Raw genomic sequence first — 15,438 nt, 5'->3', positions numbered from 1 at the left:
CTTCTTCCCTTCAATCATACCTTTGATTGAACAATCTGTTCACGCATCGAATGCAGCACACGCTTATAATAGTAATCCTGATGCGGGACAAAGTCCGTTTTCCTTACATTTATGGAGTTGGGGATTCTTATGCCATTATCCACCTGGAATCCTTCTGCCTCAATGAGTTCTTTTCCGCCAAACCACAGTCCATAAAACTCCTCCATTGCAATCTGGTATATCCCAGTAACCTCTTCAGGCTGCGGGCTAAACTCTTCTAAGGAATAATTGCTGTGATACAGGAAAACGTGGGCCAGTTCTTTGTCGATAAAATTTTCTTTCTCTGCTATGTAATCAATGACGCCCAGTGGCACCAAGTCCGCAAAATCAACATGAATCCCCAGTTCTTCCTCCACTTCTCTCATGCCGTCCATGACAGATTCATGGCTTAAGAGGTGGCCAGCAGCAGTTATATCCAAAAGGCCAGGGTAATCCTTTTTCTCCTTGCTGCGGTATTGAAAATAAATATAATCCTGATCTTTTTCCCTGCTGACGAACCAGCAATGGAACGTTTCATGCCAGTGGCCTTGTTTATGGACCTCTTTACGAGATGCGACACCGATTTGTTTTCGGTTATCATCAAATATATTCAGAAGTTCTGTTTCCAATTAAATGGCCTCCTTGATTATATAGCTATTAAATATTTCATGCGGGTCTGCCTGATATAAATCCCGATACCTCTCAATCTTCTCCTGCTCCGCATAATGCCTTACCATTTTATAAGCAAAAGAATAGCCGGCAAATACCGGGATTCCCATCTCTTTATTGCCAAAACAGATTTTGCTTTTTAAGACATCGTCTGCTGTACTCAGGTTTTGCCGGGCAATTTCTATATAATTCTGCTCGATTTCCTCAGTAAATTCCTTCTTCCACCAGCGTTTATCCTTATAAAGCGAAAGACTGAAATACTCGGCGCCCCCCTCCATTTTATACCAGTCCGCGAGAGTAAAGGTTTCCAATGTAAGATTGTAGATCGGATTTTCAGGGGAAGCATGATGGAGCTCATGGGCAATCATATAGTTTAAAAAGTCGGTGTCCGGCTGTGGGGGAATAGCTATAATGATGGTATCTGGACCTATTGTGTAGCCATTTGTCCACATGGATTGATCAAAACTCTGAAACCATGGGAAAGGAAGTGCTGGAACGATTGTTATGGTTAGGCTTTCAAAGTGAAGATGGCTCTCAGCTTCTTTGCACGTTTCTTCAACGATCGCTTCGATTTCCTTAGGATTCCAGCTGTATTTAAGAGCATCCGCTTCTGGCAAAGCTGCAAATGCAAATAGCTGAAATCTTTTGGCGAGCTGTTCCCAGTCCTGCATCCAGGATTTCCTGCCGATTAAGGGACTGATCTGAGATTGAAGGAAGCCCTTTAGGTTTATCCGGTTTTCAATTAGTTCTTCAGGTGTAATTTGATTGAGGGTGTACTTCATAGAAAGTCCTCCTTATTAGAGGTAAGCAGAAGGGATACTCATCTTCCGCCATCCCCTGTCACTGCTTTCCTGATTGGTTCTGATAATTCCGCTGCACCATTCCGGATGATTTAATCATTCCGAACTTTTCATAAAACGGCTGTAATTCAGGGTCACACATAATATCGATCATATAAATACCGTCCAGCTCTTCCAGCATGCGGGTGACCAGCTTTTGACCGATTCCCTGCTGCTGATAATCAGGCAGTACTTCAAGCAGCGGAATGTAGGCTGATAGCACTCCATCGCTGATTGCTGTGATGAACCCAACCACTGCATGTTTATCACGGTCAATGGCAAGCACGATTTTCGTGCTGTTTTTTAGAAGCTTCAGATGCTTTTCAGGGCTCGGCGGATTTTGCCACCCATCAAAAAAACCGTCCAGCATATCTGCTGATATTCCTTCTGGATCCACTGCATATTTGATCATTTTATCAGCTCCAATTTCTATCAGAAAGAAGCATCCAAAAATCCTCCTGACCTTTTAATCAATTAATTTTCGACAAATATGCAGGAAAAGCCTGTACATTTTTTTGAAAAATTCAAACGGGTTATTTTTCATTTACTCTTTAATCCATTAGAATAATGTTAACTAACTTGGTTAAAGGGGTTCTGAGGATGCTGGAACTGCTGATTACGATGCTGGAGCGGCTTGGAATCATTGTCACCATTGCGCTGATTCTGACAAGGTTCCGCTTTTTCAGAGAGATGATTTATGGCGAAAGATTAAAACGGCAGCAGGAGTATAAAGCCATTCTTTTTTTCGGCTTCTTTGGCATCATTGGAACCTATTCAGGGCTGGCCTTCAATACGGACACACTGCAGTTTAACCGCTGGGCATCCGAACTTGCTACAGATGAAGCCATTGCCAATTCCAGGGTGATCGGGGTTGTGCTCGCCGGATTGCTTGGCGGTCCTAAAGTAGGAGTTGGGGCAGGAATTATAGCAGGATTCCACCGATTTACGCTTGGCGGCTTTACCGGGATTGCCTGCGGTTTGGCGTCGATAGTGGCGGGGCTACTTGCCGGATTTTTCCGCCGGAAAAATGAACATGTGAAGCTATCGTCGGCATTCTTCATCGGTGCTACGGCTGAAGCCGTACAGATGCTGATTATTCTCGGTATGTCACGGCCTATAGAAAAAGCGGTTGCGCTAGTCGAAATGATTGGAATTCCCATGATTATAGCAAATGGTCTTGGCAGTGCCCTATTTTTACTGATCATAAAAAATGTCATAAACGAAGAAGAAAAAGCAGGAGCTTTTCATGCACAGAAAACACTTCGGATTGCTGACCAGACGCTTGCACACCTTCGTGAAGGGATTAATCATAAGTCCGCACTGGCAGTCTGCCTGATTTTACATAAGGAACTCCAGATGAAAGCAGTTGCAATCACCAATCACACCGAAATCCTTGCCCATGTCGGCCTTGGAAATGACCACCACCGCTCCGGAAGCCCGATCCAGACCCAGATAACACGGGATGTCATTCAAAACGGGGAAATTGTGGTTGCCAATGACCAGACCATTCACTGCCGGCAGGAAAACTGTCCTCTTGGCGCAGCCATTGTCGCTCCTTTAAAGCTGCGCGGCGAAACCATCGGAACGCTGAAGTTTTACTTCACTTCGGAAAAAGAAATGACTAATCTCGTGATGGAGCTAATTTCCGGGCTAAGTGTACTGCTCAGCAATCAGCTCGAAATCGCTGAGGCTGATAAAGCCTACCAGCTGGCAAAGGAAGCTGAAATTAAAGCACTGCAGGCGCAAATATCACCGCATTTTTTATTTAATTCATTAAATACGATTATTTCCCTTGTGCGGATCGAGCCTGCCCAGGCAAGGAAATTGCTCGTTTCCTTATCTCATTTTCTGCGGCAAAATCTGACGGCCACAACAGTCAGCTGTACGACCCTTGAACAGGAGCTCAGACATGTAAAGGCCTATCTGTCAATTGAAGAAACCCGGTTTGTGGATCGGCTCGAAGTTATATACGACATTGATGAAGATGCCCTTTTGGAAAGAATCCCGCCGCTCACTCTGCAGCCGATTGTGGAAAATGCCGTAAAGCATGGGATTAAGAACAAGGAACAGGACTGTATCATTATGATCAAAATTCAGAAACAGGATGGAATGACGTTAGTAAAAGTGAAGGATAATGGACAGGGAATGAGCCGGGAAAGAGCCGAACAGCTCGGCAAAGAAACCCTGCAGTCAGAATCGGGCTCCGGACTTGCATTGTACAATGTAAACCGCCGGCTGACCATGATGTTTGGTGAGGAAGCTTCGCTGCAAATTGCCAGCACTCCAGGCTTCGGCACTGACATACAATTCGCCATTCCGCAAACGGAGGAAAAAACTGATGGAAAAAACGATCCGAATTTTAATCGCTGATGACGAACGATACAGCAGAGATGAATTAAAGCATTTACTCGAGGAGTTTCCTGCTATCCAGGTTGTCGGCGAGGCTGAATCTGGCGAAGCGGCCGTGATGAAAGCCATCCAGCTTCAGCCGGACGTCGTTTTCCTTGATGTGGAGATGCCCAGGATGAACGGGATGGAAGCTGCCAAATCATTGCAGGAGCTAAAAAAGGTGCCGCTCATTATCTTTGCAACCGCCTACCCGCAGTTTGCTGCTGAAGCCTTCCGCTATGAAGCAACCGATTATTTACTGAAGCCCTACGACGAGGAGCAGCTCGAACAGACCATCAGGCGAGTGGAAAAATTGATTGGTGCCAAAAAAGAAAATGACACCAGCAAGCCCGCCGGCAAGCTGGCTGTTGAAGAAGATGGGGAAATACTTTACTTGGAGCCAAAAGAAATCCTCTATATCTACCGGGATGAAAAAGTATCCAGAATTATAACCAGAACCGGTGAGCATGAAACTAAAACCCCGCTGAAAGATTTGGAGAGCCGGCTGCTTCCCTTTAGCTTTTTCCGGATTCATAAAAGCTATCTGGTGAATCTGGATTATGTCACACGACTCACCCCCTGGTTCAACGGGGCATACCAGCTTGAGATGGAAGGCCGGGAAGAACTTCTGTCTGTGAGCCGGAACTATGTGAAGGCACTGCGGGTGCGATTGGAATTGTGAAAATGCATCGGTGACGGTGCCTTTTTGTTTTTTGTGGGGGGAAGTTTTTGAGGGGGATTGCAGTGATTCAGAGATTGATTGCTTTTCTGAGGGGGGTTCTGAAATCGGGTTTGGGCTCTTTTATTGGGAATTGCGCCAAAATCGATGGGGATTGCACTCTCCAAATCGCTTTGGCACTATATATTTAGTTTAACTGGACTGCTAACCACTAAATATAACGAATTTTCTATACATTCCCACCCTTCGATGCATGTTAATCCCCCATCACTGCATTTTAATCTTTGTTTTTTACATGTTGGACACAAATTGTTCAAATTTCCTTCTCTTCTTATATAATTAATGTAAACGCATTCATAAAGGGGGATAATGATGATTACTTTTTTAGTCTGTATTGCACTTTTAATTATTGGTTATTTTACGTACGGCAAGTTTGTTGAAAAAGTATTCGGTGTGAAGGAGGCACGGACGACTCCGGCCTACACGCATGCTGACGGTGTGGACTATATCGCAATGAGCACACCAAAGAACTCGTTGATTCAGCTATTGAATATTGCAGGTACTGGTCCGATTTTCGGCCCGATTATGGGAGCGCTTTACGGACCTGTAGCCTTTATCTGGATCGTGGTCGGCTGTATTTTTGCCGGTGCCGTTCATGATTATTTAACTGGAATGATTTCGATCCGCAACCGCGGCGCGCATTTGCCTGAGCTTGCGAGCAAGTTCCTCGGGAAAGTCATGAAGCATGTTGTGAACGCTTTCGCCGTTCTTCTTCTGTTATTGGTTGGTACGGTGTTTGTTACAACTCCGGCTGATCTGCTTTATGTGGTAATGGATCAAAAAATCTCACTAACTCTAATCATTGCTGCAATTTTCATCTATTATATTTTGGCGACTTTGCTGCCTGTTGATAAAATCATCGGACGCCTGTACCCATACTTTGGCGCATTGCTTTTAATCAGCGCACTTGGCGTAGGTATTGGTTTAGTGGCAACTGGTGCCGATATTCCGGAAATTTCTCTGCAGAATTTCCATCCGGCTAACGCACCTATTTTCCCATTGCTGTTTTTCACTATCACTTGCGGTGCTCTTTCCGGTTTCCATGCAACACAGACGCCGATTATTTCCCGTACAACTCAGAATGAAAATCAGGGACGCAAGATTTTCTATGGCATGATGATTGCAGAAGGTGTTATCGCCATGATCTGGGCTGCTGCCGCGATGAGCTTATTCGATGGTTATAACGGATTAAGTGATTTCCTTGCTAACGGAGGTCCTGGTGCTGTGGTAAGCGAAGCTTCTACCTTAATGCTTGGGGCAATCGGCGGAACACTTGCGATTCTTGGTGTCGTGGTCCTTCCGATCACTTCCGGAGATACAGCTTTCCGAAGTGCACGTATGATTATTGCTGACTATATTAACTTCTCCCAGAAGAAAATTTCCAGCCGTTTGTGGATCGCTATCCCATTGTTTGCTCTTTCTTTGGCACTTACGCAAATCGACTTTAACATTTTATGGAGATACTTCAGCTGGGCTAACCAATCAACTGCGGTTATCGCGCTGTTTGTCGGTGCCATGTACTTGTATATCGCGAAGAAAAATTACTGGATTTCCCTTATACCTGGAATCTTCATGCTGTTAATGGTCCTAACGTATATCTTTAATGCGCAAATCGGGTTCGGTTTATCAATGAATGCTTCATGGATTGGCGGAGCCATCGGTACCGTCATTCTAGTGGCACTATTCTTCTCCGCTGCTAAAAAGGCTCGGGCGAATAACCTGCCGCTGGAAGAAGATATTTCCGGCTGGAAGAAATCCGCTTAATGGGCTGCTGCAGTCCAAAATACCGTGAAACGGTAAATGAGGAAGAGAAGAAAGTAAACGAAAAAGGGACAGATTCTCTTCCTCTCCTTGCCAAATTGATTTTTGGTGCAATATTTGTAATCGGATTATTCTACTATTTAACTTAGCAAAAGTGCACGTTCATGCGTGCACTTTTCCATTTAACCTAAGGAGGCACAAAAAAAAATGAGAATATTAGTTATCGGAGCCGGCGCCATTGGCGGCTATTTTGGCGGAAGACTTTTGGAAAAAGGCGAGGATGTTACTTTTTTGGTAAGGGAGAAACGAAAGCAGCAGCTTGAGAAATACGGGCTTCTGGCGGAAAGTGTGCATGGGGATATGACTTTTCCTGAGCCGAAAACGATCCAGGCCGGAGAAAAGGCAGATGCATTCGATGTCATCCTGCTCTCTACAAAAGCCTATCATCTTGAGGGAGCTATAGAGGATATCCGTCCCTTCACAGGCGATAGTACCTTGATTCTTCCTCTCTTAAATGGAATCGCACATATGGATCAACTAACAGCCGCTTTTGGGGCAGCGAACGTTCTTGGCGGTCTTTGCTTTATTGAAACCACTCTTGGTGAAAATGGGAAAGTGATTCAGACAAGCCCGGTCCATGACTTTGTTTTTGGGGAACGATCCGGTGAAAAAACAGAGCGGATCCTGAAGCTTCAAGAGGCATTTTCAGGTACAAAAGCAAACTTCCGCCTATCCGAAAATATCGAACAGGAGATGTGGCATAAGTACCTCTTTATCTCCACACTTTCTGGTGTCACTTCCCTGTTCCGTTCACCCATCGGGCCGATTCGAGATCAGGCATTCGGATTAAATACCGTTAAAATAGTTTTGAAGGAAGCATCTGCTATTATGAGGGGCTTGGATGCTCCGCTGGCTGATGGGATTGAAGATGCGCAGGTGCAAAAAATAAACGAAATGGGCTATGAAATGAAATCCTCCCTGCAGCGCGATATGGAAAAGCAGCAGGCTATCGAAGCCGATCATTTCTTTGGATATTTGCTGAAAAAAGCTGAGCTGCTGGATTTGGATGCTCCTGTTATCGGTGCGATTTATGCTAACTTAAAAGTTTATGAAAAAAATAGTCTTTAAACCAAAATCCGAGCAGGCCAACCCGCTCGGATTTTTAGTTTATTATTTTTTGCTGCTGTTTGTATTATAGTAGAATTTCGCCGTGATGGATCCATCGGCATTTTCTTTAATGTCAGTTACATGGATTCCGGAATCAGCCGGCGTTGAGCTATAGCCCTTCCAGAAGTAGTAAGAACCAGTGTGAACATTTCCGGATACAGGTGTGATTTTCCCTCCGGTTTTGAAGAAATCTCCTGCATCACCGCGGTTTAGATTTTTCTCCAAGTCATACTTGCCATCAGCCTGAAGAACAGATAAACCGTAGTGAGTTACAACTGTACCATCACTTGCTGTTTCAGATTGGTTGTACTGGAAGCGTTTGTTCATCCAGTTTTCCACGTTGTTTGGACGGAAGCCGGCAGTCTGGTACAGGTTGATGATGTTCTCATCTACGTGCCATGCCATTAACCCTTTAGAATCTGCCCCCTGGCGAATTAAGCCTTTGTTAAAGCCATCCTGCTGAACGTTTTCAAATAGGAAGTATTCAGTGCCATTAGAGCCCGGCACTTCCATTTTGACGATGCCGTTATCAGCAGTTGCTTTATTGATCGCCGGAAGCGTGATTTCTTTCACGCCATCTTCAGGCTTTACTTCAATTGGATTTACCCACCCCAAGAATATCTTAGAGAACGGATCAAAGTGCGTTGGAGAGTTTCCTGCATAAGCTGCAGCATCCGGATAGCGCATCCAGGAGCCGCCTGCCATCATTGAGTAGTTTCCTACACCTTCAGAGCTGTAAACCGTATCATAGAAATCAGGCAATCCTAGCGCATGTCCAAATTCATGAGCGTAAACCCCGGTTTGTGCAGGGAATGGACCCGTTTTTGCTTCTTCTTTGTAGGTATTAGTAGCTGCATCGAAACCGGCAACGTTTCCGCCGATGCCTGGCTGAATGTTGTAGTTATTGACTACTACTCCGTCATAGGTCATATCTTCTGCAACTGTTTTATTAATCCATTCATTTTGAGACATGCCAGCATGTACATCTGCAGGTTTGCCAGTTTCATAGTATTTCCCATAATATAAAGCACTTAGCAGGCTCCACTTATGTGACCAGAACTGTGCCGGGTCACGGCTGAATTCAGCTCCTGTACCTTCATGAATGACGAAGATATTAGGCACTTCCCCATTCTCAGCATACTTCGAGAAGTCAACCTGCTCGTCTGCCGCTTTCAGCAAGTCACGGATGAATTCGCCTGTATGGGCATCCCCATTCACATTGCCATTAACGTATGTACCATTTTCAGCATATTTACCTTCCTGATCCAAGTAGTATGAAGCACCTTTAGGCATCTCTACCCATACAAATTCGGTGTTTTCCTTGCGGACCAGGTTGGTTTTTCCATAGCTGGATTCTTTATAAGCATTTTGCATCGTGCGGTCCTTTGGAACATTCTCACCATCATATTTCTGGAATTGAGGAAGCTCATAAGGATTATACTCTGTTCCAAAAATTAAATCCTCATAATACTCAGCTGGAACTTGTCCAGGCATATCACCGACCGGCTCATCACCATCCGAATACTTTGCCAGAAGAACAAGAACCGGTATATCTCCTGTTGCTGCTTTATACGCCACATGATTGTCACCAGGCTGCTGGAACTTTGCTCCTGCCTTTGCTGCTTTCTCAGCCGGATCGACCTTTGATAGATCGATTCCCAATTCCTTTGCTTTTGCAGCAAGCTCCGGCGACGCACCTACATGATGGGCAAGACTGATTTGATATTTACTTTCCTGCTTTGCCTGAGTATCTGCCGGTCCCGCTCCTGCAAAAACGGCACTTCCTGCTAAAGCAAGGGATAAAGCTGAAGTGGATAGAACTTTTAACATTTGACTCACTCCCTATAATCTGTTTCTGTAATCTAAATAGTACAAAATATTCAGTATTTTCAAAATAGGAACAAAGGATGGTTTATAAGATTTCTCGTGGTCTAAAAGACTTATTTTTCTGAAAAGTTACAGGTAAAAAGATTATTTCTCTGTGAAATTTCCTTTAACTGTTTAATGATTTATAATAGAGGGATATGTAGATAAAGGAGACTCTAACATGACTCATATAGAAGACAATAATCGAAAAAAAATCAGCTTAAAAGAAGCAATGAAACAGCAGCTTATGAATAAAAAACAAGAGCAGGCAGGCGGAAAGTTCAATAATACTCCGGTTAAATCGGCGAAAGCATTGAAAAGCCAGCAGACAAAGAAGACCAATAACCAGCGGAAACGGACGGGTGTATAATGGAAGGGCAGAATCGCGCTGCAATCGCGCCTGGGTTAAAAGTAAAAATTGTTCTTAAAAAGGATCAGCGGACAGGTGTGCTGACAGAAGGAATAGTGAAAGACATTCTAACAAAGTCACCTTCTCACCCGCACGGTATAAAAGTGAGACTCGAAGATGGACAGGTTGGCCGGGTAAAACAAATTTTACGTTAATAGGGACAGTTCCCTTACACTAGATTTGGTTATACTGGGAGGAGACTATTGGTTACACTGATCAAGCCTTTACTGGTAAACATTACAATACTTTTTTCATTTACGTTTAACGGGAATTTGTTTTTTCCATATCAGACAAAGACCCCTCTTACCCTTAAACAAAAATTGATTTACGGACTTCTCGGCTCATTCGGAGCACTTTTATGCATGTTTTATCCTATTGAAACGCTGGGGGAAACCCATTTTGATTTGCGCATGGTCGCCATCATGATCGTGACGCTGTATACAGGATGGCTTCCCGGCTCTATTGTGATGCTGAGTACCGTCATTACCCGCTATTTAATAGGCGGACAGTTCATTTATATTGGAATTTTGGTTTCCATTCTGGCATTTGTGATTACCCTTTCCCTAAGACGAGTGTTTCTTAATTCCAGCCATCGGGTAGTGACTGGTTCTTTTATTCTGTTCTTTTATTTTTACTTATATATATCCATCATTGCCACAGCCGTCATTTTTCTTGATACATTCTTTTACCTGACTTACTTCGTTGCGTTTTACCTGACATTTATTGCACTTATTTTTGTCATCGAAAATCTTTTCAAAACGAATAAACAGATCAGTGAAATGATGTATATGGATAAGCTGACAATGGTCGGCCAGCTGGCAGCTTCCATCGCACATGAAATCAGAAATCCTTTATCCACTGTGAGGGGCTTCATTCAATATTTGAGCCAGGATACGTCGGATGAGAGCTTAAAAAAGTTCTCCCCGCTCATTATTGAGGAATTGGATCGTACAAACAGCATCATTACAAACTATTTAAAAGTCTCAAAGCCCGAGCAGTTCCATCTGGCTAATGTCCCCCTGCATGACGTGATTCAGGATTGCGTACTGCTCATGAGACCCCTTGCTTCTTATGCCAATGTGGTGATTGAATACGCGGATAAAGGGCCTTTTTATGTGCAGGGAGATGAACACCACCTAAAACAGGCCATCATGAATGTGATCAAGAATGGTATAGAATCAGTCCCGGAAAAGGGAAGGATTCAAATTTTCACCTCTGCTGATTATTTTCACAACACGGTTGAAATAACCATTTCAGACAACGGCCGGGGCATGACATCCGAGCAATTAGAGAATATCGGACTGCCTTTTTATACAACAAAGACGAAGGGAACTGGACTTGGCAGCATGGTTACGAACAAAATCATCCGTGAAATGCAAGGAACGATAGAATATGACAGCGATATTGGCAAGGGAACGACAGTGAAAATCATACTGCCCCTGCTGAAGAGTGAATAAGGAAAGAAAAATTGCCAAAAAAAAGAGTGCCTGAGTGCACTCTTTTGCTGTATTGCCTTTTAACCAAGCCGGCCCTGAATCGCAGGCTGGTATTTTCTCATCGGACCTTTTGCCAGAACATCACGCATATAGAAATCCCCGGCAGGATTTGTTTTTTTCAGCAGTTCTAAGAGGTATGTAATATCATCCATAGCCCTATGCGTCTGGCTTTCTGCAATCTGATGGGACTGAAGGAGCGTCAGCAGCTTGCTGTCTGTAAAACCATATTCCTTCCATGGGACACTTCTCATTGTGCAATACCATTTTAATTCGTTGATGTCTTCAGGATACATCCGGTATAAAAAGCTGCGGTCAAAGGATGCATTATGAGCGAAAACGGAATCGGCATGAAAGAAATATTTTTTTATTTTGATATCATCAAAGCATTTACCGCTGACAGCTTCATAAGGAATTCCGTGAACTCTAAAAGCGCGGCTGTAATTGTTTTTGGCCGATTTGCTTATGGGCTCCCGCAGGAATGCAGCTTTATCCTTAATATCAAGGATCTCCCCTGTATCCGCACGGTAGGAAAACAGCTTTAATGCCAGTTCGATGATTTCATCGGAATTTGGTCCAAGTCCCGTCGTCTCCACATCCAGCAGCAGCCCCATCTTTTCCTTGTTTCTCATGGCCAGCCTCCTCTATTCATTTTAAATTAAGCATATAATAGAGGAGTGCTGAATGCCAGCGGAACCGCTCTTAGATCTTTTTATCGTTCTTTAATCGGTCCACATAGTCGGCATGATAATTCTGATGCATATATTCCCGGTTTTTCATGGAATAGAAATATCCTGTGGAAAGAGACAGAAATGCGAACAGAAACCCTACCCCAAAGCCGAAGGTATGATAGCCCATAACAATGCTGACAACGGTAGTGAGCAAAAGTACCAGCAATATATAAAATAAAATATTTTTGCTTTTCAAGGATGTTCCTCCCCTTATTTCAATACATTTTTTAAAAGATACTGTCTTATTATTATACCAAATACGAAACAAAACGGCGGTTTTCTCCGTAAGAATAGTAAGGAGGTTTTTCCCATGATCGGACTTGTCATTACACAAATTGCCGTGATCGCGCTCTTCCTGATTCTCGGGTGGGCTGTAAGATTCAAAAAGGCTTACTGGCTCATTTCCGGATTCGCATCGCGGCCCGAAGAAGAGAAAGAATCATTAATAGAAAACAGGTATCTGCAAAAAATCGGAAGCCTGCTTATAGGCACCGCTATCGGAATGCTGGTGCTCCTGCCTCTCTCGTTTACCGAATTCAGATTCGCAGCCGAAGCGCAATTCGGCTTCATGCTGGTCATATTGCTTGGCGGACTCGTCTACTTATCCAGATATGAAGTGCCGGCCAAAAGAAAACGCAGTTATATAATTGCCAGCATTCTCTTCATTGTAACGTTTGGCCCTATCGTTTATCTGACCGTCTCCAGTCATAAAGGCTATGAAATGGCATTAGAGGAGGATTCATTTGAAATCTCCGGGATGTACGGAGATAAGTGGGATTATCGGGATATTCAGTCCGTACAATTATTGGAGGAGATGCCTGAAGTAACCTGGAAACAAAATGGTATCGGCCTCCCTACTCTTGCACAGGGACATTTCAAAGTGACTGGCTATGGCAGCAGCCTATTATTCATCCAAAAAGAGCATACGCCCATTCTATACATTGAGGTCAAAGATGAGCAGATATTTGTTAACAGCAAAGATTCCTCAGAAACTCAGATCTGGTATGAGGAGCTCAAAAAAGAAGCGGAAAAACAAACGAAGCCGCCGGCATAACATTCCGGTGGCTTTTAGTTGAAGATTTACTAAATACAATCCATAATTGGATAATCATAGTAATTATAGGAGGTGCTTCGAAAAGTGTCATATTTACTTCTGATCATAGGATTTGCCCTTTTAATAGCAGGGGCAAACTTCTTTGTGGATGGCGCTTCAAAAATTGCCGGGTTTCTCAAGATTTCTCCGCTGCTGGTCGGGCTGACAATCGTTGCGTTTGGAACAAGTTCGCCTGAAGCCACAGTCAGCATTCTGGCAGCGCTCGATGGCAATGCCGATGTGGCTATCGGGAATGTCGTCGGCAGTAATATTTTTAACATCACACTGGTTGTCGGCATTACCGCCATGATTTTTCCCCTGAAAGTGGAGAGCACCACCATCCGCAAGGAGATTCCATTCACTTTGCTTGCCACTGCCGCACTTATGATTTTCATTAGTGATACATATCTGGACTCAATCGGCAGCAATGTGGTTTCACGCAGTGATGGCCTTGTTTTGCTGCTGATTTTTGCTGTATTCATGTACTATTTATTTGAAGTGGCCCGGGAAAGCCGAAGCAGTACCCATGCTGATCCTATAAAAACAAGCGCTGGACAATGGACGAAGCAAAGCCTTTTGACGATTGCCGGATTGGCTGCCATTATTTTTGGCGGTGATTTGGTAGTCAGAAGCAGTACAGAGATTGCTTACTCTTTGGGAATGAGTGAAACATTGGTTGGCTTAACGATTGTTGCCATCGGAACCTCTCTGCCGGAACTGGTGACCTCTGTCGCCGCAGCCATAAAAAAAGAAAGTGAAATCGCTCTTGGAAATATTGTTGGGAGCAATATCTTTAACATCCTGTTTGTCCTCGGGGCTTCAGCCGCCATATCACCGCTCCCTGTGGACCCTAAGATATTCGTCGATATTACGATATTAATTTTAATCACATTTGTGCTACTCATCTTCTCAAGAAGCCATTATGCTGTAGGAAAATATGAGGGCGGCTTTCTCGCAGCCTCTTACATTATGTATTTGATTTATATCATTATGAGGAATTAATGCCCGCGCCGGTCCAATTGGGCCGGCGTTTCTTTTAAGAGGAGGTTGTTTCTGAAAAATACTGCTGCTTCCCCGGCTTCAGCAGCTGCCGGCAGACATAAAGAGAAAGGATTAAATTCAGGACTGCTAAAATGACAATCGTATAACGGAGCGGAAACAGATCTCCGAGAACACCGATTCCAAAGAGCAGGATAATCTGAGCAAAGCTTTGGATGACACCGATCACACTTGTCATTCTGCCCATAATTTCCACAGGCACATTATTCTGATAAAAGGTTTGGTATCCCGCACTTGAGAAAGCATTAAAAATGCCCAGTACAGTGAATCCCATGACCACCAGCATAAAGGAGTCTGCCAATGCATAAATCAGATAACCCGCTGCGGTCAAAAGCATGCCATAGCCCATGAGCTGTTTGATGCTAAGCATTCTTGAAACGATGGTGATAAAGAGAGCTCCCAGCGCAAAACCAATCCCGCTGATGCTGACAAGGAAACTATAATCCGCTTCTGTCAGCCCCACAACATCCTGGATAAACACAACTTCTTGGGAATCCATTGCGAGCGAGAACAAACCGAATGCCAGAAAACACCCGTAAACAGAAATGATAAAAACCTCTCTCCCGGCAAACATGATAACCTGCTTCCAATCATCCCGGAGCGTTTCATAGGCTGATGTTTGTACAGAAGGGGACTTTAAATCTTTATCCATATCTGGAAGCACCCAGATGATGACAGCTGAAAAGACAAAGGAAGCCGCATTTAAATAGATGGCAGTTTCGATGGTTCCAATCAGAAATAATCCGCCTGCGATGGCTGGCCCCACGATAAAAGCGCCTGAGGTAACAAGACTGTTGATGGAGTTGAACCTTTTTCTGCTTTCAATTGGAACCAGCTTGGCTATATACGTTGCGGAAGCCGGCATAAATAGAGCCTTCGCCATACTGATTAGAAAGAGGACTGCATAAATGAAGCCAATGCTTCCGAGAAATGGTATCAGAGCTACACCCATGGCTCTGGCCAAGTCCGTCCAAATCATAATGCTCTTTTTATTTTTCCGATCTATCAAGCCTCCGCTCCATGAATTGGTTAAAACGGAAGTGACTGGACCTATGATCCATAATCCTGCTACAGCAGCTGCTGATCCGGTCATGTCATAGACAATCAAATTAATAGCAATCAGGTAAATAAAATCTCCCAGTCTGGATATTCCAATCCCTGTCAGCAGAAAGGACGCCATTTTCCAATTAAATATTTTCATAGATC

The 15,438-nt window shown here is 43.9% G+C and carries 17 protein-coding genes; 10 read left to right on the top strand and 7 right to left on the bottom strand.

What is annotated here, in order from left to right:
- Nucleotides 1–14: 14 nt before the first annotated feature.
- Genes A361_RS05075 through A361_RS05065 form a run of 3 tightly spaced genes read right to left on the bottom strand, consistent with a single transcriptional unit; the run spans nucleotide 15 to nucleotide 1,938 of the window.
- A complete protein-coding gene (locus tag A361_RS05075) occupies nucleotides 15–647 on the bottom strand; it encodes an NUDIX hydrolase (RefSeq protein ID WP_009335028.1) in 633 nt (210 codons plus the stop codon).
- The gene (locus A361_RS05070) at nucleotides 648–1,469 is read right to left on the bottom strand and encodes a DUF2268 domain-containing putative Zn-dependent protease (protein ID WP_019382612.1); all 822 of its coding nucleotides are present in this window, start codon (nucleotides 1,467–1,469) and stop codon (nucleotides 648–650) included.
- Nucleotides 1,470–1,527: 58 nt separating this feature from the next.
- Nucleotides 1,528–1,938 carry a GNAT family N-acetyltransferase gene (locus tag A361_RS05065; RefSeq protein WP_019382613.1) on the bottom strand — a complete coding sequence of 137 codons (411 nt, stop codon included), beginning with the start codon at nucleotides 1,936–1,938 and terminating at the stop codon, nucleotides 1,528–1,530.
- 188 nt (nucleotides 1,939–2,126) lie between these two features.
- Here A361_RS05065 and A361_RS05060 point away from each other — a divergent pair, with 188 nt between their 5' ends.
- The 5 genes from A361_RS05060 (at nucleotide 2,127) to A361_RS05045 (ending at nucleotide 7,542) form a co-directional block, all read left to right on the top strand.
- A complete protein-coding gene (locus A361_RS05060) occupies nucleotides 2,127–3,896 on the top strand; it encodes a sensor histidine kinase (RefSeq protein ID WP_009335031.1) in 1,770 nt (589 codons plus the stop codon).
- On the top strand, nucleotides 3,865–4,596 hold the full coding sequence (locus tag A361_RS05055; RefSeq protein ID WP_009335032.1) for a LytR/AlgR family response regulator transcription factor: 732 nt from the start codon (nucleotides 3,865–3,867) through the stop codon (nucleotides 4,594–4,596). The genes A361_RS05060 and A361_RS05055 overlap by 32 nt, the downstream gene beginning before the upstream one ends.
- Nucleotides 4,597–4,965: 369 nt before the next feature.
- Nucleotides 4,966–6,417, top strand: a complete 1,452-nt coding sequence (locus A361_RS05050; RefSeq protein WP_019382615.1) for a carbon starvation protein A — start codon at nucleotides 4,966–4,968, stop codon at nucleotides 6,415–6,417.
- Nucleotides 6,417–6,563, top strand: coding sequence for a hypothetical protein (locus tag A361_RS30400; protein ID WP_019382616.1), 147 nt, complete (start codon nucleotides 6,417–6,419; stop codon nucleotides 6,561–6,563). The genes A361_RS05050 and A361_RS30400 overlap by 1 nt, the downstream gene beginning before the upstream one ends.
- Before the next feature lie 58 nt (nucleotides 6,564–6,621).
- Nucleotides 6,622–7,542 (top strand): ketopantoate reductase family protein, encoded by a 921-nt coding sequence (locus tag A361_RS05045; RefSeq protein WP_019382617.1) that lies wholly within the window; start codon nucleotides 6,622–6,624, stop codon nucleotides 7,540–7,542.
- Between the two features lie 42 nt (nucleotides 7,543–7,584).
- Here the strand turns inward: A361_RS05045 and A361_RS05040 are convergent, their stop codons facing one another.
- Nucleotides 7,585–9,411 (bottom strand): M6 family metalloprotease domain-containing protein, encoded by a 1,827-nt coding sequence (locus A361_RS05040; protein WP_009335035.1) that lies wholly within the window; start codon nucleotides 9,409–9,411, stop codon nucleotides 7,585–7,587.
- A 217-nt stretch (nucleotides 9,412–9,628) separates the two neighbouring features.
- Between A361_RS05040 and A361_RS05035 the strand changes: the two genes are divergently transcribed.
- From A361_RS05035 to A361_RS05025, 3 genes are read left to right on the top strand one after another with little or no spacing between them, the layout of a single operon-like run.
- Nucleotides 9,629–9,817, top strand: coding sequence for a hypothetical protein (locus A361_RS05035; protein ID WP_009335036.1), 189 nt, complete (start codon nucleotides 9,629–9,631; stop codon nucleotides 9,815–9,817).
- Nucleotides 9,817–10,011, top strand: a complete 195-nt coding sequence (locus A361_RS05030; RefSeq protein ID WP_009335037.1) for a YwbE family protein — start codon at nucleotides 9,817–9,819, stop codon at nucleotides 10,009–10,011. The genes A361_RS05035 and A361_RS05030 overlap by 1 nt, the downstream gene beginning before the upstream one ends.
- 48 nt (nucleotides 10,012–10,059) lie before the next feature.
- On the top strand, nucleotides 10,060–11,313 hold the full coding sequence (locus tag A361_RS05025) for an ATP-binding protein (RefSeq protein ID WP_009335038.1): 1,254 nt from the start codon (nucleotides 10,060–10,062) through the stop codon (nucleotides 11,311–11,313).
- 59 nt (nucleotides 11,314–11,372) lie between these two features.
- On the opposite strand, the gene A361_RS05020 is transcribed toward A361_RS05025, so the two are convergent.
- Together A361_RS05020 and A361_RS05015 are read right to left on the bottom strand one after the other, a co-directional pair.
- A complete protein-coding gene (locus A361_RS05020; RefSeq protein ID WP_009335039.1) occupies nucleotides 11,373–11,981 on the bottom strand; it encodes an exonuclease domain-containing protein in 609 nt (202 codons plus the stop codon).
- Nucleotides 11,982–12,051: 70 nt separating this feature from the next.
- Nucleotides 12,052–12,276 (bottom strand): hypothetical protein, encoded by a 225-nt coding sequence (locus tag A361_RS05015; RefSeq protein WP_009335040.1) that lies wholly within the window; start codon nucleotides 12,274–12,276, stop codon nucleotides 12,052–12,054.
- Between the two features lie 114 nt (nucleotides 12,277–12,390).
- Between A361_RS05015 and A361_RS05010 the strand changes: the two genes are divergently transcribed.
- Both A361_RS05010 and A361_RS05005 read left to right on the top strand, forming a co-directional pair.
- Entirely contained in the window at nucleotides 12,391–13,134 is a 744-nt protein-coding gene (locus tag A361_RS05010; protein ID WP_019382618.1) for a DUF3784 domain-containing protein, read from the top strand.
- A gap of 84 nt (nucleotides 13,135–13,218) precedes the next feature.
- Complete coding sequence (locus A361_RS05005) at nucleotides 13,219–14,175, top strand: calcium/sodium antiporter (RefSeq protein WP_009335042.1); 957 nt, start codon at nucleotides 13,219–13,221, stop codon at nucleotides 14,173–14,175.
- A 34-nt stretch (nucleotides 14,176–14,209) separates the two neighbouring features.
- Here A361_RS05005 and A361_RS05000 read toward each other — a convergent pair whose 3' ends face one another.
- Nucleotides 14,210–15,433 (bottom strand): MFS transporter, encoded by a 1,224-nt coding sequence (locus A361_RS05000; RefSeq protein WP_009335043.1) that lies wholly within the window; start codon nucleotides 15,431–15,433, stop codon nucleotides 14,210–14,212.
- Nucleotides 15,434–15,438 lie beyond the last annotated feature (5 nt).

Origin of the sequence: Cytobacillus oceanisediminis 2691 (genome assembly GCF_000294775.2) — a bacterium.
Taxonomy (GTDB): domain Bacteria; phylum Bacillota; class Bacilli; order Bacillales; family Cytobacillaceae; genus Cytobacillus; species Cytobacillus pseudoceanisediminis.
This window is presented reverse-complemented; position numbering and strand designations above follow the sequence as displayed.